This is a genomic window from Anaerococcus porci (genome assembly GCF_009696575.1).
Taxonomy (GTDB): domain Bacteria; phylum Bacillota; class Clostridia; order Tissierellales; family Peptoniphilaceae; genus Anaerococcus; species Anaerococcus porci.
Window position 1 is genome coordinate 117,500 of sequence record NZ_VULQ01000005.1, and the last position, 22,200, is coordinate 139,699.

21 protein-coding genes, 1 riboswitch and 1 other annotated feature are annotated in these 22,200 nt (G+C 31.3%); of the genes, 15 read left to right on the top strand and 6 right to left on the bottom strand.

Annotation, left to right across the window (positions count from 1 at the left end; all coding sequences use genetic code 11):
• Positions 1-44: 44 nt before the first annotated feature.
• A complete protein-coding gene (locus tag FYJ26_RS05510; protein WP_154540455.1) occupies positions 45-1,043 on the bottom strand; it encodes a DUF979 domain-containing protein in 999 nt (332 codons plus the stop codon).
• Entirely contained in the window at positions 1,036-1,707 is a 672-nt protein-coding gene (locus FYJ26_RS05515; protein WP_154540457.1) for a DUF969 domain-containing protein, read from the bottom strand. Before FYJ26_RS05515 ends, FYJ26_RS05510 begins: the two co-directional genes overlap by 8 nt.
• A gap of 114 nt (positions 1,708-1,821) precedes the next feature.
• Between FYJ26_RS05515 and FYJ26_RS05520 the strand changes: the two genes are divergently transcribed.
• The 15 genes from FYJ26_RS05520 (at position 1,822) to thiE (ending at position 17,640) form a co-directional block, all read left to right on the top strand.
• Positions 1,822-2,991 (top strand): iron-containing alcohol dehydrogenase, encoded by a 1,170-nt coding sequence (locus FYJ26_RS05520; RefSeq protein WP_154540459.1) that lies wholly within the window; start codon positions 1,822-1,824, stop codon positions 2,989-2,991.
• Positions 2,992-3,083: 92 nt separating this feature from the next.
• Positions 3,084-3,302: a binding site (T-box leader), on the top strand.
• Positions 3,303-3,488: 186 nt separating this feature from the next.
• The gene (locus FYJ26_RS05525; protein ID WP_154540461.1) at positions 3,489-4,595 is read left to right on the top strand and encodes a 5-methyltetrahydropteroyltriglutamate--homocysteine S-methyltransferase; all 1,107 of its coding nucleotides are present in this window, start codon (positions 3,489-3,491) and stop codon (positions 4,593-4,595) included.
• 208 nt (positions 4,596-4,803) lie between these two features.
• Entirely contained in the window at positions 4,804-5,628 is an 825-nt protein-coding gene (gene proB / locus FYJ26_RS05530) for a glutamate 5-kinase (RefSeq protein ID WP_154540463.1), read from the top strand.
• Entirely contained in the window at positions 5,567-6,829 is a 1,263-nt protein-coding gene (locus FYJ26_RS05535) for a glutamate-5-semialdehyde dehydrogenase (protein ID WP_154540465.1), read from the top strand. The genes proB and FYJ26_RS05535 overlap by 62 nt, the downstream gene beginning before the upstream one ends.
• A 404-nt stretch (positions 6,830-7,233) precedes the next feature.
• Complete coding sequence (proC, locus tag FYJ26_RS05540) at positions 7,234-8,001, top strand: pyrroline-5-carboxylate reductase (protein ID WP_154540467.1); 768 nt, start codon at positions 7,234-7,236, stop codon at positions 7,999-8,001.
• A gap of 121 nt (positions 8,002-8,122) precedes the next feature.
• Positions 8,123-10,054, top strand: a complete 1,932-nt coding sequence (locus FYJ26_RS05545; RefSeq protein ID WP_154540469.1) for an aconitate hydratase — start codon at positions 8,123-8,125, stop codon at positions 10,052-10,054.
• Between the two features lie 2 nt (positions 10,055-10,056).
• Positions 10,057-11,055 (top strand): isocitrate/isopropylmalate dehydrogenase family protein, encoded by a 999-nt coding sequence (locus tag FYJ26_RS05550; protein WP_154540471.1) that lies wholly within the window; start codon positions 10,057-10,059, stop codon positions 11,053-11,055.
• 1 nt (position 11,056) lies between these two features.
• Positions 11,057-12,403 carry a citrate synthase gene (locus tag FYJ26_RS05555; protein ID WP_154540473.1) on the top strand — a complete coding sequence of 449 codons (1,347 nt, stop codon included), beginning with the start codon at positions 11,057-11,059 and terminating at the stop codon, positions 12,401-12,403.
• Positions 12,404-12,686: 283 nt separating this feature from the next.
• Positions 12,687-12,787: riboswitch (TPP riboswitch) on the top strand.
• Positions 12,788-12,943: 156 nt separating this feature from the next.
• Entirely contained in the window at positions 12,944-13,141 is a 198-nt protein-coding gene (gene thiS / locus FYJ26_RS05560; RefSeq protein ID WP_154540475.1) for a sulfur carrier protein ThiS, read from the top strand.
• Complete coding sequence (gene thiF, locus FYJ26_RS05565) at positions 13,141-13,755, top strand: sulfur carrier protein ThiS adenylyltransferase ThiF (protein WP_154540532.1); 615 nt, start codon at positions 13,141-13,143, stop codon at positions 13,753-13,755. Before thiS ends, thiF begins: the two co-directional genes overlap by 1 nt.
• Positions 13,748-14,512, top strand: coding sequence for a thiazole synthase (locus FYJ26_RS05570; protein WP_154540477.1), 765 nt, complete (start codon positions 13,748-13,750; stop codon positions 14,510-14,512). Before thiF ends, FYJ26_RS05570 begins: the two co-directional genes overlap by 8 nt.
• 1 nt (position 14,513) lies before the next feature.
• Positions 14,514-15,668, top strand: a complete 1,155-nt coding sequence (gene thiH / locus FYJ26_RS05575) for a 2-iminoacetate synthase ThiH (protein WP_195837849.1) — start codon at positions 14,514-14,516, stop codon at positions 15,666-15,668.
• Between the two features lie 28 nt (positions 15,669-15,696).
• Positions 15,697-16,242, top strand: a complete 546-nt coding sequence (gene thiW / locus FYJ26_RS05580) for an energy coupling factor transporter S component ThiW (RefSeq protein ID WP_154540481.1) — start codon at positions 15,697-15,699, stop codon at positions 16,240-16,242.
• Positions 16,211-17,032, top strand: coding sequence for a hydroxyethylthiazole kinase (gene thiM / locus FYJ26_RS05585; protein WP_154540483.1), 822 nt, complete (start codon positions 16,211-16,213; stop codon positions 17,030-17,032). The genes thiW and thiM overlap by 32 nt, the downstream gene beginning before the upstream one ends.
• Positions 17,029-17,640, top strand: coding sequence for a thiamine phosphate synthase (gene thiE, locus FYJ26_RS05590; protein ID WP_154540485.1), 612 nt, complete (start codon positions 17,029-17,031; stop codon positions 17,638-17,640). Before thiM ends, thiE begins: the two co-directional genes overlap by 4 nt.
• A gap of 83 nt (positions 17,641-17,723) precedes the next feature.
• Here the strand turns inward: thiE and FYJ26_RS05595 are convergent, their stop codons facing one another.
• From FYJ26_RS05595 to FYJ26_RS05610, 4 genes are all read right to left on the bottom strand, one after another.
• On the bottom strand, positions 17,724-19,061 hold the full coding sequence (locus tag FYJ26_RS05595) for an MATE family efflux transporter (protein ID WP_154540488.1): 1,338 nt from the start codon (positions 19,059-19,061) through the stop codon (positions 17,724-17,726).
• A gap of 15 nt (positions 19,062-19,076) precedes the next feature.
• Positions 19,077-19,592, bottom strand: coding sequence for a hypothetical protein (locus FYJ26_RS05600; RefSeq protein ID WP_154540490.1), 516 nt, complete (start codon positions 19,590-19,592; stop codon positions 19,077-19,079).
• Positions 19,593-19,657: 65 nt separating this feature from the next.
• Complete coding sequence (locus FYJ26_RS05605; protein WP_154540492.1) at positions 19,658-20,392, bottom strand: amino acid ABC transporter ATP-binding protein; 735 nt, start codon at positions 20,390-20,392, stop codon at positions 19,658-19,660.
• Positions 20,376-21,947, bottom strand: a complete 1,572-nt coding sequence (locus FYJ26_RS05610; RefSeq protein ID WP_154540494.1) for an ABC transporter substrate-binding protein/permease — start codon at positions 21,945-21,947, stop codon at positions 20,376-20,378. Before FYJ26_RS05610 ends, FYJ26_RS05605 begins: the two co-directional genes overlap by 17 nt.
• Between the last annotated feature and the right edge of the window lie 253 nt (positions 21,948-22,200).

Here is a 22,200-nt window from a genome sequence, read left to right on the forward strand (position 1 = left end):
TAAAGTGGACATATGAGTTATTTGCAAATCCTCTTTTATTTTACCTAAAACGCTAAAACAAGCATTAGGATAATGTGAACTACTATAAGTGCTAGGGCTACTGGTGTTTGAATTTTCATTATTGATTTTTCATTTTCACACTCAAGTATTGCTGCTGGTACTATATTAAAGTTTGCTGCCATTGGGGTCATCAAGGTTCCACAAAAACCACAAGTCATTCCTAAAGATGCTACTATGGCTGGATCTCCGCCATTTCCTATTACAAATGGAACTGCAACACCTATTGTCATTACCGTAAAGGCTGCAAAGGCATTTCCCATAATCATAGTAAATAAAACCATTCCTATACAGTATGCTATTACACCAAATACTTTTGATTCAGCTGGCACTATTGCACTCATACCAGCTCCTATTATATCACCTACACCTGCTGTTGCAAAGATTCCACCCAATGCTCCTAAAAGTTGTGGAAGTAGGGATGATGAGCCTATTTGCATAAGCATTTTTGCTGTATCTTCACCAGTTTCTTTAAATTTTGCATGAGTAATTGCAATTGCAAGAATTATTGCTATAACTGAAGTTATTCCTAAAACTTGGGCGGCTGAAAAACCGAAGAATATTTCAGATCCATCCTTCGCTGAATCTACTACAATTTTAAAGCTTTTAAATTGAGCCATAATCATTGCTATAATTCCCATAGCCAAAGCTGGGATAAAGATTTTATTTCCAGCTATTTTAGCATATTTAATCTTTTGTTCCTGACTTTGTTCTTTAAAATTACCCATTTTAACATTGTTACTTACAGTTATGATAGCAATAACCATAAGGATTGCTCCTATAAATGCACCACCATATTGAAACTTATCGATTATAAATTTACCACATGAGAATAAAAATCCTAAAAGAGTCCAGAATAAAAATGTCCCTATAGGAGCATTCTTATTAGAAAGTCCTTTAATACCTGCAAGCAAACATATTAGACCACAAATTATATAAATAAATTCATCGATAATTATTGTGTTTTGATAGATAAAATTAAACATTCTTATCCTCCTTTCTTATCTTTCTTTCAAATAAATAACATTGGATAAGAGATATGACTATCATAGCAACACCTGCGAATATTGATGCATTAGCTATGCTTGCTGCTGTTACATTATAACCTGCTTCAGCAAGTACACCTTGCATCAATAAAACACCACTTGAAACAGGGAAAATATTTTGACCAAAAAAGTTTCCATAATTTTCACTAGCACCTGCAAGTGCCTTTAATTGCTCAATTTCTTCATCTGTTAGTTTGCGATTTTTCTCTGCTGCACCTTGAGCCATTGGTAAGATTATTGGCCTTATAAATTGAATATGACCACCTAATCTAAGTGAAAGAGCCGCAGCTACAGTTCTTATAACTATATAAAGACCAATAACAGCTCCAGCTGATGCTGATTTAATTTTTTGGATAGCTTCAGCAGCTCTTTCCTTTAAGCCATATCTTTCCATAATTGCTATAAGTGGTAAACCTAACAAAAATAAAGACATGTACCTATTGTTTACAAATCCATTACCAATTAAATCAAGTACTTTTATAAGGCTCATTCCTGAGACAAGACCTGTAACAAGGCTTGAGAATAAAACGACTGCTACTACATCAAGTTTTAGGGCAAACCCTATAACTATAATAAGTATTCCTACTAATACGAAATAATTCATAATACCTCCTTTTTAAAAATTATATATTAAAAAAGATTTTTTTAAAAGACTTTCATAATTTTACTAAATGATATTTTACAATTTTGGGTAAAAATAAACTAGAAGGGGGTTTTTATGTTAAATTTTACTTACGATATACCAACAAAAGTACACTTTGGAGATGATGCTCTAGATTATATAGGGGAAGAGGCGAGGAAGTTTACAGATAAGATTCTTTTAACCTACGGTGGTGGTTCTATTAAGGATAACGGAATCTATGAGAAGGTTTTATTAGAACTTGAAGCAAGTGGAGTAAAAGTTTATGAATTATCTGGAATAAAACCAAATCCGAGAATAGACTCTGTTAGAGAGGGAATAAGAATAATAAAAGAAAAAGAGATAGGTGCAATTATTGCAGTAGGTGGAGGTTCAACTATAGATGCTTCTAAATTTATGGCTGCAGGAGCTATGGTTGACTTTGATCCATGGAAATTTATATCAGAAAATAAGCCAATGAGTCCAGCTCTACCGCTACTTACAGTCTTAACAATGGCAGCTACAGGAAGTGAGATGGACTGCGGAGGAGTCATTACAAATCTTGAAACTAATGAAAAATTATCATCAGGTCATAAAGATACAAGACCTAAGGTTTCATTCCTAGATCCTACACTTACCTATACTGTAAATAAATACCAGACAGCCTGTGGGACGGTAGATATTCTTTCTCACATTTTTGAAAATTATTTTAATGTTGATGAATCTATGTACATGCTCGATAGGATAATGGAATCTCTTATGAAAACCGTAATAAAATATGGTCCAATAGCCTTAAAGGAGCCTGAAAATTATGAGGCAAGAGCAAATCTTATGTGGGCATCAAGTTGGGCTATAAATGGCTTTGTATCAGCATCAAGTAAGTCATCTTGGACTGTTCACCCAATGGAGCATGAACTTTCAGCCTTTTATGATATAACTCACGGTCTTGGACTTGCTATACTTACACCAAGGTGGATGGAGTATGTCCTAAATGAAAAAACAGCCCATAAGTTTTATGATTTAGGAGTTAATGTTTTTGATATAGATAAAAACCTAGATAAGCTAGAAGTAGGAAAGATTGTAATCAAGAAGTTAAATAAATTTTTCTTTAAAGACCTAGAACTTGATTCAAATTTGAAAGATATAGGCATAGATGAAAGTAAGTTTGATCAAATGTCTAAAAAAGCCTGTGGTAAAAAAGGAAAGATAGAGGGATTTGTTGAACTTAGTCCAGCTGATGTAAAAGAGATTTACTCAATGTGCTTATAAAACTGGAAATTTTCATATTTATTAAAAAAATTAAAATTATTTGACATATAATAAATTTGAGGTTAAAATATGTTCTAAGTTAAAGTATTTATTAAAACCAAAAAACGAGAAAAGTAATTTAGCCAAGACTTAACAGAGAGTCCCATAAGCTGAGAAGGGATAAGATGAAGCAAAAATGAAAATGGCCTCCGATGGGCTTGTTCGATATTTAGAGCAAGACGGGATCTCCCGTTATAGAGATAGGATATGAAAGTATCTAAAGTGGCATAATATGCAAAAAAGGTGGTAACGCGGAAAAATTCGTCCTTATTGTTTCGTAAGAAATGATAAGGACTTTTTTAATGGAAACTTCCAAAGAGAAAGTCTAAGAGACATTTAAGTATCCTTACACCGTGAATGTTAATTATTTTATGAGGTTTTACTTTATGAATTTTAAAAGCTATCATAACATTACTATTTAACTTAGGCCTAAAATATAATAATTTTAAGGAGACAATATGACAATCAAAGCACCATACAAATTCGACATAGTAGGATCATTTCTAAGGCCAGAAAGTCTTAAAAAGGCTAGAAAAGACTACGATAGTGGATTTATTACAGATGTTGAATTAAGAAAAATTGAAGATGAAGAAATTGAAAAATTAGTAAAAAAAGAAAAAGAAGCAGGTCTTAAATTTATAACAGATGGTGAATTTAGGAGAAGTTGGTGGCATTATGATTTTTTCTGGGGACTTAATGGAGTAGAAAAATACCAATTAGATGAAAAAGATAGAATAAAATTTCATGGTGAAACCCTTAGGCCTGATTCAGTAAGGATAGTTGGAAAAATAACAGCTAAGGGCCATCCGTTCTTAGAACATTTTAAATTCTTGCAACAATTTGAAGAAGAAGAGGTCAAAGCAAAACAAACAATTCCTGCACCAGCCCAATTTTTAAGAACAGTCTATACTCAAATAAAAGAGGGGGCTATCTATGAAAATGAAGAAGATTTTATAAAAGATGTTTCTAATGCTTATGGAGAATTTTTCCAACAAATCTATGATTTAGGTTGTAGAACAGTTCAAATAGATGATTGTACTTGGGGAGCATTAGTAGACGATGATGCTATAAAAGAATATGAAAAAGCTGGTAAAGATGTTGAAAAGTTAAAGGAAATTTACCTAAAAATAAATAACGAATCAATAGACAAGGCTCCAATAGGATTGAACGTACTTACCCATATTTGTAGAGGAAATTATAAATCAACTTTTCATTTTAAGGGTGGTTATGACAAGATAGCAGACTATTTACTAGCTGGTGAACATGTAAATGGATTTTTCCTAGAATATGATGATAAAAGATCAGGTTCCTTTGAAGCTTTAAAAAAAGTTCCAGAAGGAAAAAGTGTTGTTTTAGGTCTTGTAACAAGTAAACTTGCTAATCTTGAAAAAAAGGAAGATATAATAGATAGAATAAAAGAAGCGAGTAAATATCTTGATAAGTCTCAAATAGCAATCTCACCTCAATGTGGTTTCTCATCTACAGAAGAAGGAAATAAATTAAAAGAAGAAGATCAATGGAAAAAAATTGCTTTACTAAGAGAAATAGCTGAAGAAATTTTATAAAATAAGGGAGCTGTTGCAAATTTTGAATTTTTAACCTTGTATCATTATAAGTTACTTATATACAACTTGAGAATAGTCTACCACTTAAGGAAACCAAATTGTAGTAAAGGAGCTGGTAATGGTTTTAGAACGATTAATTCATTCTGCAACAGTTCCTTTTTAATTGCCTAAAGTGGAATTATCCTATACAATATAAAAAGGTGAAATTATGAGAGAATTTAGTAGAGAAATCAAAAAAATAGTTATAAAAGTAGGTTCGTCTTCAGTTACCCATCAAAATGGTGGGGTTAATATAGAAAGAATTGAAGAATTGGCCAAAGAAATTGTAAATTTAGAAAATAAGGGAATAAGAGTAATCCTTGTATCAAGTGGTGCAATTGCAACAGGCGCTCATAGACTTGATATAGAAAGACCGAGAGGAGATGTTTCAGCAAAACAGGCTACTGCGGCAGTAGGTCAAGTTACCCTAATGAATACTTTTCTTAAGGCCTTTGCAGAGTATGGATTTTCTATAGGTCAAATTCTTCTTACAAGAATGGTTGAAACTAATAAGATTATGCATGAAAATGCCGAAAATACCATAAATAGACTTATAGATATGGGAGTTATACCAATAGTAAATGAAAATGACACTATATCAACATTTGAAATAAATTTTGGGGACAATGATACCCTCTCGGCAGTAGTTGCAAAGCTAGTTGATGCCGACCTTCTTTTATTATTATCAGACATTGATGGACTTTATACAAATGATCCAAGAATAGATGAAGATGCAAAGCTTATAAGTGAGGTAAGTATCATAGATGAAAAACTTAGATCCATGGGAAAAGATGCCTATTCTAAAGTTGGTACAGGAGGGATGGCAACAAAGATAAATGCGGCAGCTCTTTGTATGGAAAGAGGAATTGATACAATAATAGCAAATTCAATAGATTTAAAGAACATTAGAAGAATAATTAGAGGTGAGGATATTGGAACAATCTTTAAGGGAAAAACTAATAAAAATGGGGAAGCTTTCAAAAATATCAAATAGAAAGCTTAAAAAACTTAAAACAATAGATAAAAATAAAATACTAGAAAATATAAAAACTTCTCTTGAAAAAAATAGGGGAAAAATCATAAAAGCAAATGATATAGACTATAAAAATGGAGAAGATAATAATATGGCAGATGGTCTATTGGATAGACTAAAACTTGACAATGATAGGATTGATTCTATGATTTTATCAATTGATCAAATGATAGCTTTAAAAGATCCAGTAGGAAAAATGGAAGATGTAAGACGACTTGAAAATGGCTTACTTATAGGAAAGAAAAAAGTACCTATTGGAGTTTTGGCAATGATTTATGAAGCACGTCCGAATGTAACACTCGATGCATCAATCCTTGCAATTAAATCATCAAATTCTATTATACTAAGATGTGGGAAAGAAGCCATAAACTCATCACTCGCTATAGCAGCTGCTATTAGAGAAGGAATTGATAAGGCAGGATTTGATAAAAATATAGTCCAAATAATAGATGATATAACAAGACAGTCATCAACCGAGCTTATGAGATTAAGTGGATATATAGACCTACTTATACCAAGAGGTTCCTTATCTCTTATAAATGCAGTAGTAGAAAATGCAAGTGTACCAACCCTTGAAACAGGAGTAGGAAACTGTCACCTATATGTGGATAAGTATGCAGATATTGAAAAAGCACTTAGAATTTTTGAAAATGGTAAGACTCAAAGAATAGGAGTATGTAATGCTTTAGAATCCTTGCTTATTCATAAGGAAGTTAAAGATGAATTTTATGATGGCTTAAATGAAATCATAGAAAAATATAATATAAAAGTTCATGCTTGTGATAGAACTTTAGGGAAAATAAAAAATGCCATACCAGCAAATGACGAGGACTATGGTAAAGAATACTTAGACTATGAATTTTCAGTAAAGATGGTAGATAACATAGATGAGGCTATAGACCATATTTATAAATACTCATCAGGTCATTCAGATGCAATAATTACAGAAAAAATAAATGAAGCTAATAAATTTACAGAAGAAGTAGATTCAGCCTGTGTATATGTAAATGCATCAACAAGATTTACAGATGGTTCTGAATTTGGATTTGGAGCAGAAATAGGTATATCAACTCAAAGACTCCATGCAAGAGGACCTGTTGGACTTAATGAACTTACGACTTATAAGTATGTTATTTTGGGTGATGGACAAATAAGGGGATAGTTAAATTTCCTTAAATTTTAAATATTATATATAGAATATTGTAAGTAATTATATATTAAAATAATTCTTTGTATCTTGGGAGACAGCCCAAGGGGATTTGCTCAATTAAGATAAGCATTATAAATATTAATTTTTAATATTTTTTGCATTACAAGTAATAATAATTTAACTTTACTTCTTCGTCTTAGGGGGAGGGAAAAAGGGGAGAATCGAAACTCCCCTGTTCCCTCCGCCCTAAGTATACGTAGATTATCTTAATAAGAAAATTTATTAAAATATCGAAACTACTAATTAAAGATATTTATTTAATAGATACAAAGCAGCATACTTTTGAAAATAGACAAATTAAAATATAGAAATAAGTAAATTTAGAAAAATATAATTTTCTATAAGGAGGAGGAAATATGAAAATTGGTATTATTGGTATTGGTAATATGGGATCTGCTATTGCCAAAGGACTTTTAGATGACAATGAATTGTTTTTATCTAATAGGGGATCTAATCTTGATTTCTTTAAAGATAAAGATTGCACTATTAGTGATAATGAAAGTGTTGTTAAAAACAGTGATTATATAGTTTTAGCAGTAAAGCCAAAATATTATCCATCTGTAATAGCTGAAATTAAAGATTTTTTAAAAGATAAGATTTTTATTTCTATTGCTGCAGGTTTCACTATAAAAAAACTTCAAGATTTACTTGGAGATAATAAAAAAATAGTTATGACTATGCCAAATACTCCAGCATCAATTGGAGAGGGTATGTCAATTCTTCTTCCAAATAAAAATGTAAGTGATGATGAAATTCAAAATGTTTTATCTATATTTTCATCTTTCGGAAAAGCAATAATAATTGATGAAGATCAATTTGATGTGGCAGCTGTTATAAATGGTTGTCTTCCTGCCTTTGTTGATTTATTTATGGAAGGCTTATCTGATGGGGCTGTATTGTGTGGACTTAAAAGAGATATATCCTATGAACTTATAGCTCAAACTATAGTAGGTGCTGCTAAGCTTATGGATAAGACTAAAGAACATCCAGGTCTATTAAAAGATAAGGTGACAAGTCCTGCGGGAACAACTATAGAAGGAGTTAAAGCTCTTGAATTGAATAATTTTAGGGCTGCCCTTATTAAGGCTGTTGAAGCTTCTTTTAACAAGTCAAAATCTATGTAATTTAGCTATAGAAATCTTTCAAGATAAGTCTTGGGAGATTTTTTACTAGGAAAAATAATTTTCAAAATTCAACATATCAGTGTATAATATTAATACATCATTGGATTAAAGGAGTAAGGTTATGAAAAAATCACTTGCACTTAAAATTTTAGAAAATCATCTCCTAAAGGGAGAGATTAAAACAGGTAATGAAGTTTGTATCAAAATCGACCAAACTTTAACTCAAGATTCTACTGGGACTATGGCTTATTTACAACTTGAAGCTATGGATATAGAAGATGTCAAGACTGAAAAGTCAATAGCATACATAGACCATAATATTTTACAAGCAGGTTTTGAAAATGCAGATGATCATGAATTTATAAAGTCTGCTGCAAATAAATATGGAATAACTTTTTCAAAGGCAGGTTGTGGAATTTGTCACCAAGTTCAACTTGAACAATTTGGAAAACCAGGTAAAACTCTTCTTGGCTCTGATTCTCATACTCCAACAGGGGGAGCTTTAGCTCAAATTGCTATAGGAGCAGGTGGACTTGACGTTGCTGTTGCTATGGCTAGGGGATTTTATTTTATAAAAGTACCAAAGATTTATAGGATTAATCTTAAAAATGAACTAAAAGATTCAGTCAATGCTAAGGATCTTATTTTATATATACTAGGAAAACTTTCTGTAAAGGGTGGTACAGGATTTATTATGGAATATACAGGAGAGGGAGTGAAGTCTCTTTCTGTAACAGACAGAGCAACAATTTGTAATATGGGAGCTGAGCTTGGTGCTACAACTTCTATTTTTCCATCAGATGAAAACACCTTAAAATATCTAAAGAGTCAAAATAGGGAAAAAGATTATGTAATGCTTTCTGCAGATGATGATGCAATCTATGATGAAAGCATGGAAATTGACTTAAGGGATATAAAACCAGCAGTTGCTAAGCCTCATTTTCCAGATCAATATGAAATTGTAGAGAATCTTCCAAAAATAAAGCTTGACCAAGTAGCCATAGGCTCTTGTACTAACTCATCATATAAGGATATGATGAAAGTTGCATCAATACTTGATGGCAAGAAAGTACACCCTGATATTTCTTTAGTAATATCTCCAGGTTCTGCAACAATTTTAGAAAAATTATCTGAAAATGGAGCCTTGTCAAAGATGATAAAGGCAGGAGCAAGGATTCTCGAATCGGGATGTGGTCCTTGCATAGGAATGGGTCAAGCTCCAAAGTCCAAAGGAGTAAGCCTTAGGTCTTTTAATAGGAATTTCAAGGGTCGTTCTGGAACTATGGATGCTGAAATCTATCTTGCAAGTCCAGAAACTTGTGCTGTAAGTGCAATAAAGGGATATATAGCTGATCCAAGTAATTTCTCTTATGAGAAGAATTTTGATGAAAATATAATCTTTAACCATACCAAGGCTTATTTTATTGAAAGAGAAGAGGATTTATCAAAAAGATATAAGAAAACTGTAAAGGGACCAAATATCAAACCATTTCCAAAGGCAAAACCTATAAGTAATATAGATAAAAAGATAATATATAAGGCAGGTGATGGAATCACTACTGACGATATCTGCCCATCAAATGCAAAACTTCTGCCATTTAGGTCAAATATTGAATATCTTTCAAATTTTGCCTTTAGCACAAAGATTAGTGATTTTAAGAAGAGAGCCATTGAAAATGATGGTGGAGTAATTGTGGCAGGAGAAAATTATGGTCAAGGCTCTTCTAGAGAACACGCAGCCTTAATTCCTTTATATTTAGGTGTCAAAGCTGTTCTTGCTAAGTCTTTTGCAAGAATTCACAGATCAAATCTAATTAATAATGCCATACTTCCTCTTGAGTTTGTAGATTTTAATGACTATGAAAAACTTGGAGAATTTGATAATATCAAGATTTCAAATGTCGAATATTCCATTGAAAGTGGGAATTTTATCATAGAAAATATAGATAAAAATATTTCTATAAATTTAAAAGGAGTATTTTCAGATAGGGAAAAAGAAATATTAAGAGAAGGCGGTTACCTAAATTACGCCAAAAATTTAGAATTGGAGTAAGTATGAAAGTCACATTAATTAAGGGAGATGGCATAGGTCCAGAAATTTGTGAATCTATGAAGCAAATCCTCAAGCGATTAGGCTCAAAAATAGAATTTGAAGAAATAAACGCTGGAGCAAGTGTTTTTGAAAAAGAAGGAAAGTTTATTCCAGATGAGCTATTTGAATCTATAAAAAGAAATAAGATTGCAATAAAGGGTCCTATAACAACACCTATAGGCCATGGTTTTAGGTCTATAAATGTTGAACTTAGAAAGAAATTTGATCTCTATCAAAATATAAGACCAATTAAATCTATATCAAGTATAAAAACCAAATATGATAATGTAGATATGATTATCTTTAGGGAAAATACTGAGGATTTATATATGGGAATAGAAGAGAAGATTTCAGATGATGAAAGCCATTCTATAAAGGTTATAACAAGAAAGAAATCTCAAAGAATTATAAAGGCAGCTTTTGAATATGCAAGGAAATTTAATAGAAAGAAAATAACTATAGTTACCAAGGCCAATATAATGAAACTAACTGATGGCCTATTCTTAGAAGTTGGAAGGGAAGTATCAAAAGACTATCCGGAAATCGAATTTGAAGAACTTTTGGTAGATAATACTGCCATGCAAATGGTTATAAATCCAAATAAGTTTGATATTATAGTTACAGAAAATTTATATGGAGATATACTTTCGGATCTAGGTGCAGGTCTTGTTGGAGGACTTGGTTTAATTCCTGGAGTAAATAAGGGTAAAGATATTGCAATTTATGAATCAGTTCATGGTGCAGCTCTTGATATTGCTGGTGAAGATTTGGCAAATCCAACAGCTATGCTTTTGACATCTTGTCTTATGCTTGATGATATAGAAGAGAAGGAAAAGGCTAAGAAATTAAGAGAAACTATAGAAGACGTTTTGAAAGATAAGAAGAATCATACCAAAGACTTGGGTGGAAGTTCAAGCCTTTCTGATTTTACCAAGGCAATTATTGATAAAATAGGAGAATAGTATGATAAGTGCTAGCGATAAATTAAAATTCTATGCAAAAAATATAAAAGAAGAAAATACCATAAAGAAAGACCTTTATGATAAGTATGATATAAAAAGAGGCCTTAGAAATAAAAATGGCACAGGTGTTTTGGTTGGAGTAACCAAGGTTGGAGACGTATATGGTTATAGGATGGAAGATGGAGAAAAAATACCAGAAGAAGGTGAGCTTTATTATAGAGGATATGCCCTAACTGATATGGTAAAAGACTTTAACGATAATAAAAGACTAGGTTTTGAAGAGATAATCTACCTTCTTTTATTTAATCAGCTTCCTAAAGCTTGTGAACTTTCAGATTTTAAGGAAGTATTGACCAATGAAAGAATCCTACCTAAGAAGTTTTTTGAAGATACTATTCTTAATATTCCTGGAAATAATATAGTAAATATTATGATGCGTTCAGTCCTTGCCCTTTATTCATATGACAAAAAAGCCGATGATACTGATACTTTAAATGTTTTGTCTCAATCCTTATCCTTAATATCAAAGATGCCAATAATAGCTGTATATTCTTATATGGTTAAGATTCATAATTTTGAGAAAAAATCTCTGATAATTCATAACCCAATTGAAGATAATACTATAGCAGAAAATATTCTATCCATGCTAAGAACTGATCAAATTTATAAAAAAGAAGAGGCAGAACTATTGGATCTACTCCTTATAATCCATGCAGAACATGGTGGCGGTAATAACTCTGCTTTTGCAACTCACGTTGTTTCATCATCAGGTACTGATACATATTCCGCTATAGCTACAGGACTTGGTTCCCTTAAAGGACCAAGACATGGTGGAGCAAGTCTAAGAGTAAGTCAAATGCTTGAGAATATAAGAGAAAATATCAAAGATTTAAAAGATGAAGATCAAATAAAAGACTATCTATCTAAGATGATTGATGGGAAAGTTTTTGATAAAAAAGGACTTATATATGGACTAGGACACGCAGTATATACTCTATCAGACCCAAGGGCAGTGCTACTTAAAGAAAAGGCTAGAGAGCTTTCTAAAATAAAGAAAAGAGAAGAAGATTTCTTATTTATAGAAAGAGTAGAAAAAATTGGTGGAAAGCTAATTATGGAAAAATTAAAAAGAGACTATCCTGCCTGCGCAAATGTGGACTTATACTCTGGTTTCTGCTATGAAATGCTAAAAATTCCAAAAGATTTATATATACCAATCTTTGCAATAGCAAGAACAGTTGGTTGGTCTGCTCACAGACTTGAGCAAATTGAAGATTCAAAAATAATAAGACCTGCTTATAAGTCTTTAAGTCAAAAAAAGGATTATCTAAGTCTTAAAGATAGGTAGTCTAAGTAAATTAAGATTAAGTTAGATGTGGAAAAAATATTCTAGTAAATTATCTTTAGCCTATCTTTTGGTAAAATTGGAAAGTCTAATATGAAAAACAATCAATTTGTATATTATAATATTTCCTTATATTGAGAATCTCTATATTTGAAGTTTCAAATATATCTTTAATAGTAATCCTTTATATACTTACTCATATATTTACCTAAATATTGCCTAGATATCAAAAAATAGAAATAAAATTAAAATTAATTTTGCAAATAAAAATGATTTGTCTTATAATGAAAATAGCTAGGGGTGCTATTTAGCTGAGAGATGGTATACCATTAACCCTTTAAACTTGATTAGGTTAAAACCTGCGTAAGAAAGCGATTATATATTGAAGTTTAAAGACCCTAGTATTAGGGTCTTTTTATTATGATTCTAATAAAATTATTATTTGTTATTGTTTCCATATTAATTATTGGACACGAAAGGGGCATACCACCTCGGGTATGGTGCACTTTTCGTGTCTTTTTTTTAAAAAAAGGATGTGAGGAAATGCTTTTGATAAATGGATTGGAAGTAGAATTTCAAAATAATTTATCACTTTATGATTTATTAAAAAAAGAAAATTTTAATCCTGACTTTGTAGCTTGTGAAGTAAACAAAGAGCTTGTAAAAAGAGAAGATTTTAAATTGTTTATAGTAAAAGATGGCTATACTATAGAAGTTTTTTCTTTTGTAGGAGGGGGATGATGGAAGATATAAGAGATAAAATTTTAAAAAGACAAGATATAAGAGATAATGAAATCTTTAAGTATGCTAAGGTATCAGTCTTAGGTTGTGGAGGGCTTGGTTCAACTGTTTCTATGATTCTTGCAAGATCTGGAGTAACTGAGTTAAACCTTTATGATTTTGACTATATAGAATATTCAAATCTTAATAGGCAAAACTATAGGCTAGATGAAGTAGGAAAGAAAAAGACCCTTACTACCAAAAAAAGAATAGAAGAAACTCTGCCATACGTTAAGGTAAACACCAAGGATATCTATATAGATAAAGATAACATAAAAGAAATAATTGATGATGCTGATTTTTTCATAGAAGCCTTTGATAATAGGGAGTCTAAAACCATGCTTTTTGACTATTTTACAAATATAAAGGATAAATATCTTTTTACAGCATCTGGCATGGCGGGACTTGGAGATATATCTGATATAAAAATAAAGAAATTTAAAAATATTACAATGCTTGGAGATTTTAAGTCCAACGCCAAAAAGGATGGGCTTTATCTTGCCTATGTGGGAATAGTAGCATCGCTAGAAGCTTTAGAATGTTTAAAAAAAATTAGAGAGGTAAAAAATGGATGATAAATTAATATTAGGTGATAAGGAATTTAGTTCAAGATTTATACTAGGAAGTGGAAAATATGCAATCAACCTTATAGATGCTGCTGTAAAAAATGCAGAATGCGAAATGATTACAGTTGCTCTAAGACGAGCCAATACAAAAGATGTCGCTAATATCTTAAATTATATACCAAAGCATGTGACAATAATTCCAAATACATCTGGAGCAAGAAATTCAGATGAAGCCGTAAGAATAGCAAGACTTGCAAGAGAAATGGGATGTGGTAATTTTGTGAAAATTGAAATTATGGGAGATACAAAATACCTTCTTCCTGATAATGTAGAAACATTAAAAGCGACAGAAATTTTAGCGAAAGATGGATTTGTAGTCTTGCCTTACATGTATCCAGACTTAAATTTTGCAAGAGACCTAAGAGATGCTGGTGCTGCTTCAATAATGCCCCTTGCCGCACCAATTGGTTCAAATAAGGGACTTATTACAAAAGAATTTATAAAAATTATTATTGATGAAGTAGACTTACCAGTAATTGTTGATGCAGGAATTGGTGTTCCAAGCCAAGCTGCAGAAGCAATGGAGATGGGAGCTAGTGCTATAATGGCAAATACAGCTATATCATCAGCATCTGACATAAGCCTTATGGCACGTGCCTTTAAACTAGGAATAGAGGCAGGAAGATTAGCCTATCTTTCAAAACCAGGAAGAGTCTTAGAAGCTGGAGCTGATCCATCATCACCACTAAGGGACTTTTTTGATTAATATGAATATAGGAAAGGTAACAGATTATTTTCCAACAATGGATATAATTGATTCAAATATAAAAGATAAATTAGAAAAAAGCTACAAAAATATAATAAATAAAAAAGTATTACAGGCTGATGTTTTAGCTTCTTTGGAAAAAATTGATTTAGATGATGAAGATTTTTATAACCTATTGTCAGATACAGCTAGTAACTTTCTTGATAAAATGGGAAAGATTGCCCAAGATAAGAGAGTAAGGTATTTTGGAAATAATGTATTTCTATTTTCACCACTTTATATAGCAAACTACTGTGAAAATTCTTGTAGGTATTGTGGTTTTAGAGAAAAATCCAATATAAAAAGAGCAAAGCTTAATAGAAATGAGATTGAAGATGAAATGAAGGCCTTAGCAGATACTGGAATAGAAGAAGTATTAATTCTAACAGGAGAAAGTGAAAGATTTTCATCAATCGACTATATAGCAAATGCTTGTAAGCTTGCAAGTAAGTATTTTAAAACAGTAGGTATAGAAATTTATCCTGCAAATATTAAAGATTATGAAAAATTAAGAGAAGCCGGAGCTGATTTTGTTACAGTTTTTCAAGAATCTTATAATAAAAAATCATACAACTACTACTACCCTTATGGCCACAAGAGATCTTTTGTGTATAGAATAGATACACAAGAAAGAGCCCTAATGGCAGGTTTTAGAGGAGTTGGATTTGGTGCACTTTTTGGATTAAATAATCCGATAGAAGAGGCCTATAAACTTGGACTTCATGCAAAAGAAGTTCAAAGAAAATATCCCCATGCAGAAGTATCCATATCACTTCCAAGAATAAGACCTACTCATGGGGCGGATAAGCTTGATTTTTGTGAGATAGATGATAAGAAATTTTTCCAAATCATGCTTGCATTAAGGATTTTCTTGCCATTTGCATCAATTACTCTTTCTACAAGAGAAGATAAAGATTTTAGAAATTTGGCAATAAAATATGCGGCAACAAAAATATCAGCATCTGTTGATACATCTATAGGTCATAGGTCTAAAAGAAGCAAAGATGAAGGAGATGAACAATTTGAAATTGCAGATTCTAGATCTTGTGATGATGTGATTAAGGATTTAAAAAGTTTTGGTATGAGCCCAGTATTTACAGATTATATCAATCTTTAAGACTAATATATGAAGTCAAGGAGAAGAAATGAAAAAAGATAATAAATTACTTGTAATGATAACAGTTTCTATGTTTGTAACAATTGGGGTAGTTATCTCACCAATTTTAAGATTTGAGGGATTTGCACCAACAGCACATTTTGTAAATGTAGTATGTTCGGTATTTTTAGGACCTTGGTATAGCCTTTTAAATGCTATACTTACAGCTATAATAAGAATGAGTTTTATGGGAATTCCACCCCTTGCCATTACAGGTCAAGTTTTTGGAGCAGTTCTTTCAGGTATATTTTATAGGAAATCCAAGGGAAATCTTCTTTGCCCAGTAATAGGAGAAATTCTTGGAACTGGTGTAATAGGAGCTCTAGTATCATATCCAGTTATGAAATTGTTTTATGGAACGGGAGATATAACTTGGTTTTATTACCTACCAAGCTTTATTATAGCTACAATAATAGGTGGTTCTCTTGCCTTTATTTTTTTAAAAACTTTACAAAAATCCAAGGTCTTATATAGTATTCAAAAAAAACTTGGAGTAAATGTTTATGATAAATCTAAAAAAACTTCTAACAAATAGAGAAAAAATAAAAGAGCAAGAACCACTAATTCATGCTATTACCAATCCATTAGCTATAAATATGCTAGCAAATGCTATACTTTTTCAAGGTGCTAAGGCAATATGTGCAGAACACCCTGATGAAATGAGAGATATTGTTCCAAAAGCAAAGGCACTCTCTCTAAATATTGGAAATATAACGGATGCAAGAATAAAGTCAATTGAAATTTCTTCAAGATTAGCAAACAATAAAAATATTCCCATTATAATTGATCTTGTAGGAATAGGAGTAAGTAAGCTTAGATATGACTTATCCCTTAAACTTTTAGGCCAATATAAATATTCAATTATAAAAGGAAACTCATCAGAAATTCTTGCCTTAAGTGGGAAAATTTCAAATGCAAAGGGCATAGATGTAGGCTGTGAGGATAAGATAAGCGATGAGAATATAGAAGAAATGATTAAAATTGCATCAAAGCTTTCTATTAAATATAAAACAACTGTTCTTATTACAGGAGCTACAGATATTTTAGTAAAAGATAAAGATTATTATCTAATAAAAAATGGATGTGAAGAACTTTCTAAAATAACAGCAACAGGATGTATGTTAACAGGACTCATATCAACATTTTTATCAGTTACTAATGAGATAAATGCTTCACTTTTGGGACTTTTAATTCTTGAAGTATCGGCAGAATTATCAAAAAAAGATAAGCCTTATAGCTTTTTTGTAAACCTAATGGATAATATTGCTACAATAAAAAATGAAACAATAGAAAAAAGTGCAAAGATTAAAAAGGGGATTTTATGAAAAAATTATATCTAGTTACAAACTCAGACAAGTATACCGAAGAAGAATTTCTTAAAAGAGTAGAAGATGCCCTAAAGGGTGGGGTTGATATTTTACAACTTAGAGAAAAGGAAAAAACTGACCTTGAAATCCTAAAATTAGGCAAAAAAGTAAAGGCTCTTTCTGATAAATATAAACTTCCTCTTTTACTTGATGATAAGCCTCATCTTGCATGGGCTTTAGGCTGTGGAGTTCATCTTGGAGCTGATGATATGCCAGTAAATCTAGCTAGAAAACTTTTAGGAGAAAATACTATAATTGGAGCTACTGCAAAAAGTGTAGAAGCTGCAAAAAGAGCTCAAAAAGATGGGGCAAATTACCTTGGAGTAGGGGCGATTTATGAAACAAAAACCCATGTTAATACAAAAAGAACATCTATAGAAACTTTTAAAAGAATAAAGGAGAATGTAGATATAGATGTTTACGCTATAGGTGGTCTTAACTATGACAATATAGATATATTAAAAAATACAGGCTTTGATGGTATATGTGTAGTGAGGTCAATAATGGATGCAAAAAATGTATTTGAAGAAACTAAAAAATTGAAAGAGAAAATACAAAATCTCTAAAAATAGCAAAAGATTAAAAGTTTGCTACTAGCAAGCTTTTAATTTTTTACTAAATAAAGTTTCTATAAGTTAAGTCTAATTTCTTAAAATTTTAGTGTAAAATTTCTTTTCTTTAAATAAAAATAATAAATAGATGATATGACTAAATTAGCTAGCCAACCTAAAGGAACAGAATACCAAACCATACTTATACCAATTATTGGAGCGAAAATCATTGATAAACTTACCCTTATACTTAAATTTACAATATTTGACATAGTAAATATTCTCACATCTCCAAGACCTCTCAATACACCATCAACTACTTGCTTTGAACCAACAAGTACAAAAAAGAAAGCAATAAAGCTAAGATAGGAATACCCAGTTTCATAAGCAAGCTTTGAAGATGACTTGTTCATGAAAGCTCCAATAATAGATTTATAGTATATACTCAGGTATATACATATAAAAAAACATATAAATCCAACAATAATTAAACTGCTGCGAAGTCCCTCACTTATTCTCATCTTTTTACCTGATCCAACATTTTGAGATGTATAAGAAGAAACTGCATTACCAAGGCTTGTAAGTGGTACTATTATAAGACTTTCCACTCTAAAAGCGGAAGTAAAACCTGCAAGTATTTCTGTTCCAAAAGAATTAACAACAGATTGAACCAATACTTGACCAATGGTAATAGTTGATTGTTGGATAATAGATGGAATTGCTAGTCTTGACATGAGTCTTAATTCATGGATATCAAAAAAATTATCAACTTTAGCATCAAATTTCCCCATATATTTTAAAAATAAAATGAAAGAAAAAAAGGCTGATACTCCTTGAGCTAATAAAGTAGCATAGGCTGCTCCCTCTATTCCCATCTTTAAGTCCCTAACCATGTATATATCTAAAATAACATTAAGAATTGATGAAAAAATTAGAAAATACAAGGGAATTCTAGACTCTCCTAAGGAATTATATAAGGCAGATATTATGTTATACATAAATAAAAAAGGGAGCCCATAAAAATAGATATCCAGATATAGGACAGATAAATCTAGTATCTTATCAGGGGTATGTAGCAAAATCATAATATCCTTTGAAAAAATAAGACCAAAAACTGAAAGTGCAATGGCCACAATTAAAAAAGATATTATTGAAGTATAAGTAGCAGTTTTCATCTTTATATAATTTCTAGCACCATAATATCTTGCAATTAAGACAGATGCTCCAACACCTCCACCTATAGCAATACATATAAAAATAGTTGTCAAAGAAAAACTTGCACCAATCGATGCAAGGGCGGACTCACCAACATATTTTCCAACTATTAGAGAATCGACTAAGGTATAGACTTGTTGGAATAAGGATGCTATAATCATTGGTATTGAAAATTTTATTATAGCCTTGTAAGGCTTATCTCTTGTTAGGTAGTGATCCATAATAACTCCAAAACATCAATAAATTTCATTATAAGCGTAGTCCAATAGGATGTTGTCTATTGTTTCTACTTCTAAGTACTTTATATTAACAATTTCCATTTCAAAATCGTCAAAATATTTGCCATTATTTATATCTATAGCCCTTATGTAGACTTTTTCATTATTAATTTTTTCTACATAGCCCTTTATTATATTGTAATAAAGAAGGTCTTCCCCTAGGCTTACAATTTTATTGTTATCTTTTGCATAGCTGAGAATATCAAGAAAAGATAGGTCATTTTTAAAGACTTCACTATCAGATTTTCCAATGTTTATAGATTTCCAATAGGAATTGTAGATTTTAAGCTTATTTAAAAATTCTGATGTTTCCTTTTGCTCTATTAAGCTTTTGTCTACTAGTAAATAGCCATCATACCTACCTTGGTCATCTAAATTGTTTATAAGAATATTTTTGTTATCTTCAAATATCTTGTATCCAAAACTTATTGAATTATTGTTTTTATCATAAATTTCTATTAACTTATCTTCCATAATTAACTCCTTTTATCTACTATACCTAAATTTATGTAAAGAAAAAGCGGGAATTCCCGCTTCTGTTATCCTCTGTATCTTTTAAGAAAATCTTTTGTTCTTTGATTTTTTGGATTTGTGAAAATTTCTTCGGGTGTACCATCTTCAAGGATTATTCCTTCATTCATGAAAAGTACTCTTGTTGAAACTTCTCTTGCAAAATCCATCTCGTGAGTTACTACAATCATTGTCATACCTTCTTCTGCAAGCTTTGTCATAACTCTTAGAACTTCTCCAACCATTTCAGGATCTAAAGCACTTGTTGGTTCATCAAACAATAATACCTCAGGATCCATACAAAGTGCTCTTGCTATGGCAACTCTTTGCTTTTGACCACCTGATATTTGTGATGGTTTAGCATTAATATATTGAGCCATTTCTACTAGCTCTAGGTATTTACGAGCCTTAGCTTCAGCATCAGATTTTGAAGTCTTTAGGACTTTCTCTTGACTTAAAGTACAATTTTCCAAAACCGTCTTATTTTCAAAAAGGTTAAAGTTTTGAAATACCATTCCAACTTTTGTCCTATAAGCTCTTAGGTCAAAGTGCTTTTCAAGTATATTTTCATTTTTGTAGAGAATTTTTCCACTTGTAGGTTCTTCTAGTAGGTTTAAGCACCTTAGAAGAGTAGACTTACCAGATCCTGATGAACCTATTATAGTTACTACCTCACCTTTAGAAACTTCCATATTTATATCTTTTAAAACTAGGTTTTCACCAAATTTTTTCTCTAGATTTTCTACCTTAATTATTGTTTCCATGTATTCCTCCTGTTGAAGATTCTAAGGTAAATTCCTTATTTATATATCTTTTTTCTAATTGCATTATAATCCTTGTTACTACGAAAGTTAGTATAAAGTAGATTATTGCTGTTATTAAATATGTTTGGAATATTTGATAGGTTGAACCTGCTATTGATTTTGATACGAAGAATAATTCTGTGACTGAAATTACATTAAGTACAGAAGTATCTTTTATATTTATTACAAACTCATTACCAATTGATGGAAGGATTGACTTTATGGCTTGTGGTATTACCACATTAAACATTGTTTGAGAATGAGTCATACCAAGAGCTTTACAAGCTTCAAATTGTCCCTTATCAACTGCATTGATACCACCTCTTACAACTTCAGAAAGATAAGCACCAGTATTTATGGACACTATCATTAAAGCTGCAAACATTGTTGACATATCTATATTTAGAAATTGCTTTGCTCCATAAAATATAAGCATGGCTTGTACCATCATAGGAGTTGATCTGAATACTTCTACATAAACTGATAGTAAGAAATTTACTATTTTATGAATTATGTAGCCTACTTTGTTCTTATTTTTATCTACATCAATTTTTCTTATAACTGTAACTAAAAGTCCTATTATAAAACCTATGGATGTTGCAATTATAGATATTAGAAGAGTGTTTACAATACCTTTTATAAATATGGAAGAATACTCATCCCAAATATTTTTCATTTGCCCAAAAAATGATACTTCTTTCTCATCTGCAGCGGTTATTGCCACCATCTTCTCCATCATCTTATCAAAGTCATCCCTATTAAAGCCTTCGACAATTTTTGATATTTCAGCATTCATAGGGGAATTTTTAACAAGTCCTACTGCACAAGTTGTATCCTCATCATTTGTTTTAAATCCTTTACCTTCAGGAAATTCTACATAGTTTAGGTCAGGATTTGCAGCAACTGCTGATAAAGCTCCTACCTTTTCTGAAACATATCCATCAATAGAACCTGCCTTTGTTGCAGAAATCATTGTAGGAAAAGAATCCATAGCAGTTTGTTTATCAATTCCTTGCATCTGATCTAATAAATCATAGTGGAAAGTATTGAGCTGACCTGTCAGTTTTGCTCCCTTAAAGTCATTTATAGATTTTGCATTCATATATTTAGAATTCTTTTTAACTACTACAGTAAGATCTGCAAAATAGTAAGGAGATGTAAAATCAATTTCCTTTTTTCTTTCTGCTGTTGGACTCATACCAGCAATTATGGCGTCAATCTTTCCACTTGTAAGAGCTGGTGGAAGTCCGTCCCAGTCAATCTTATAAATCTCTAGTTTTTTACCTAACTTATCTGCAATCATCTTTGCGGTTTGTACATCTATACCATTAGCATACTCACCCTTTGAATTTGCAACCTCTACAGCTCCATTTGAATCATCAACTTGAGAGAAGTTAAATGGAGCATAGTTTACTTCCATTCCAACCTTAAACGTATCTTCACTAGCATAAGAACTTGTAATATTAAGTACAAAAATAAAAATAAATGCTAGAAAAAATCTCCTGAATTTTTTCATTATTATCCTCCTAAAATATAATTAAGACATTAAAAAAGGCCTCATCCCTAAGGGACGAAGACCGTGTTACCACCCAAATTCAATATTTTCTCACAAAAATATCCTTATAAAGTACCATATATACTTTCAAAGGATTTTAAAATAAGAAAGTACATACATACCCCTTTGCTATAACGTGCAAATTACGGTGCCAAATCAATTAATCCTCGACACGACTCCAAGGCTTTTTTCTCTAATCCTATACTATCTTGTT

Coding starts and splice junctions, on each gene's coding strand:
- FYJ26_RS05510 (WP_154540455.1), bottom strand. CDS start 1,043: ATGTTTAATTTTATCTATCAAAACACAATAATTATCGATGAATTTATT.
- FYJ26_RS05515 (WP_154540457.1), bottom strand. CDS start 1,707: ATGAATTATTTCGTATTAGTAGGAATACTTATTATAGTTATAGGGTTT.
- FYJ26_RS05520 (WP_154540459.1), top strand. CDS start 1,822: ATGTTAAATTTTACTTACGATATACCAACAAAAGTACACTTTGGAGAT.
- FYJ26_RS05525 (WP_154540461.1), top strand. CDS start 3,489: ATGACAATCAAAGCACCATACAAATTCGACATAGTAGGATCATTTCTA.
- proB (WP_154540463.1), top strand. CDS start 4,804: ATGAGAGAATTTAGTAGAGAAATCAAAAAAATAGTTATAAAAGTAGGT.
- proC (WP_154540467.1), top strand. CDS start 7,234: ATGAAAATTGGTATTATTGGTATTGGTAATATGGGATCTGCTATTGCC.
- FYJ26_RS05545 (WP_154540469.1), top strand. CDS start 8,123: ATGAAAAAATCACTTGCACTTAAAATTTTAGAAAATCATCTCCTAAAG.
- FYJ26_RS05550 (WP_154540471.1), top strand. CDS start 10,057: ATGAAAGTCACATTAATTAAGGGAGATGGCATAGGTCCAGAAATTTGT.
- FYJ26_RS05555 (WP_154540473.1), top strand. CDS start 11,057: ATGATAAGTGCTAGCGATAAATTAAAATTCTATGCAAAAAATATAAAA.
- thiS (WP_154540475.1), top strand. CDS start 12,944: ATGCTTTTGATAAATGGATTGGAAGTAGAATTTCAAAATAATTTATCA.
- thiF (WP_154540532.1), top strand. CDS start 13,141: ATGGAAGATATAAGAGATAAAATTTTAAAAAGACAAGATATAAGAGAT.
- FYJ26_RS05570 (WP_154540477.1), top strand. CDS start 13,748: ATGGATGATAAATTAATATTAGGTGATAAGGAATTTAGTTCAAGATTT.
- thiH (WP_195837849.1), top strand. CDS start 14,514: ATGAATATAGGAAAGGTAACAGATTATTTTCCAACAATGGATATAATT.
- thiW (WP_154540481.1), top strand. CDS start 15,697: ATGAAAAAAGATAATAAATTACTTGTAATGATAACAGTTTCTATGTTT.
- thiM (WP_154540483.1), top strand. CDS start 16,211: ATGATAAATCTAAAAAAACTTCTAACAAATAGAGAAAAAATAAAAGAG.
- thiE (WP_154540485.1), top strand. CDS start 17,029: ATGAAAAAATTATATCTAGTTACAAACTCAGACAAGTATACCGAAGAA.
- FYJ26_RS05595 (WP_154540488.1), bottom strand. CDS start 19,061: ATGGATCACTACCTAACAAGAGATAAGCCTTACAAGGCTATAATAAAA.
- FYJ26_RS05600 (WP_154540490.1), bottom strand. CDS start 19,592: ATGGAAGATAAGTTAATAGAAATTTATGATAAAAACAATAATTCAATA.
- FYJ26_RS05605 (WP_154540492.1), bottom strand. CDS start 20,392: ATGGAAACAATAATTAAGGTAGAAAATCTAGAGAAAAAATTTGGTGAA.
- FYJ26_RS05610 (WP_154540494.1), bottom strand. CDS start 21,947: ATGAAAAAATTCAGGAGATTTTTTCTAGCATTTATTTTTATTTTTGTA.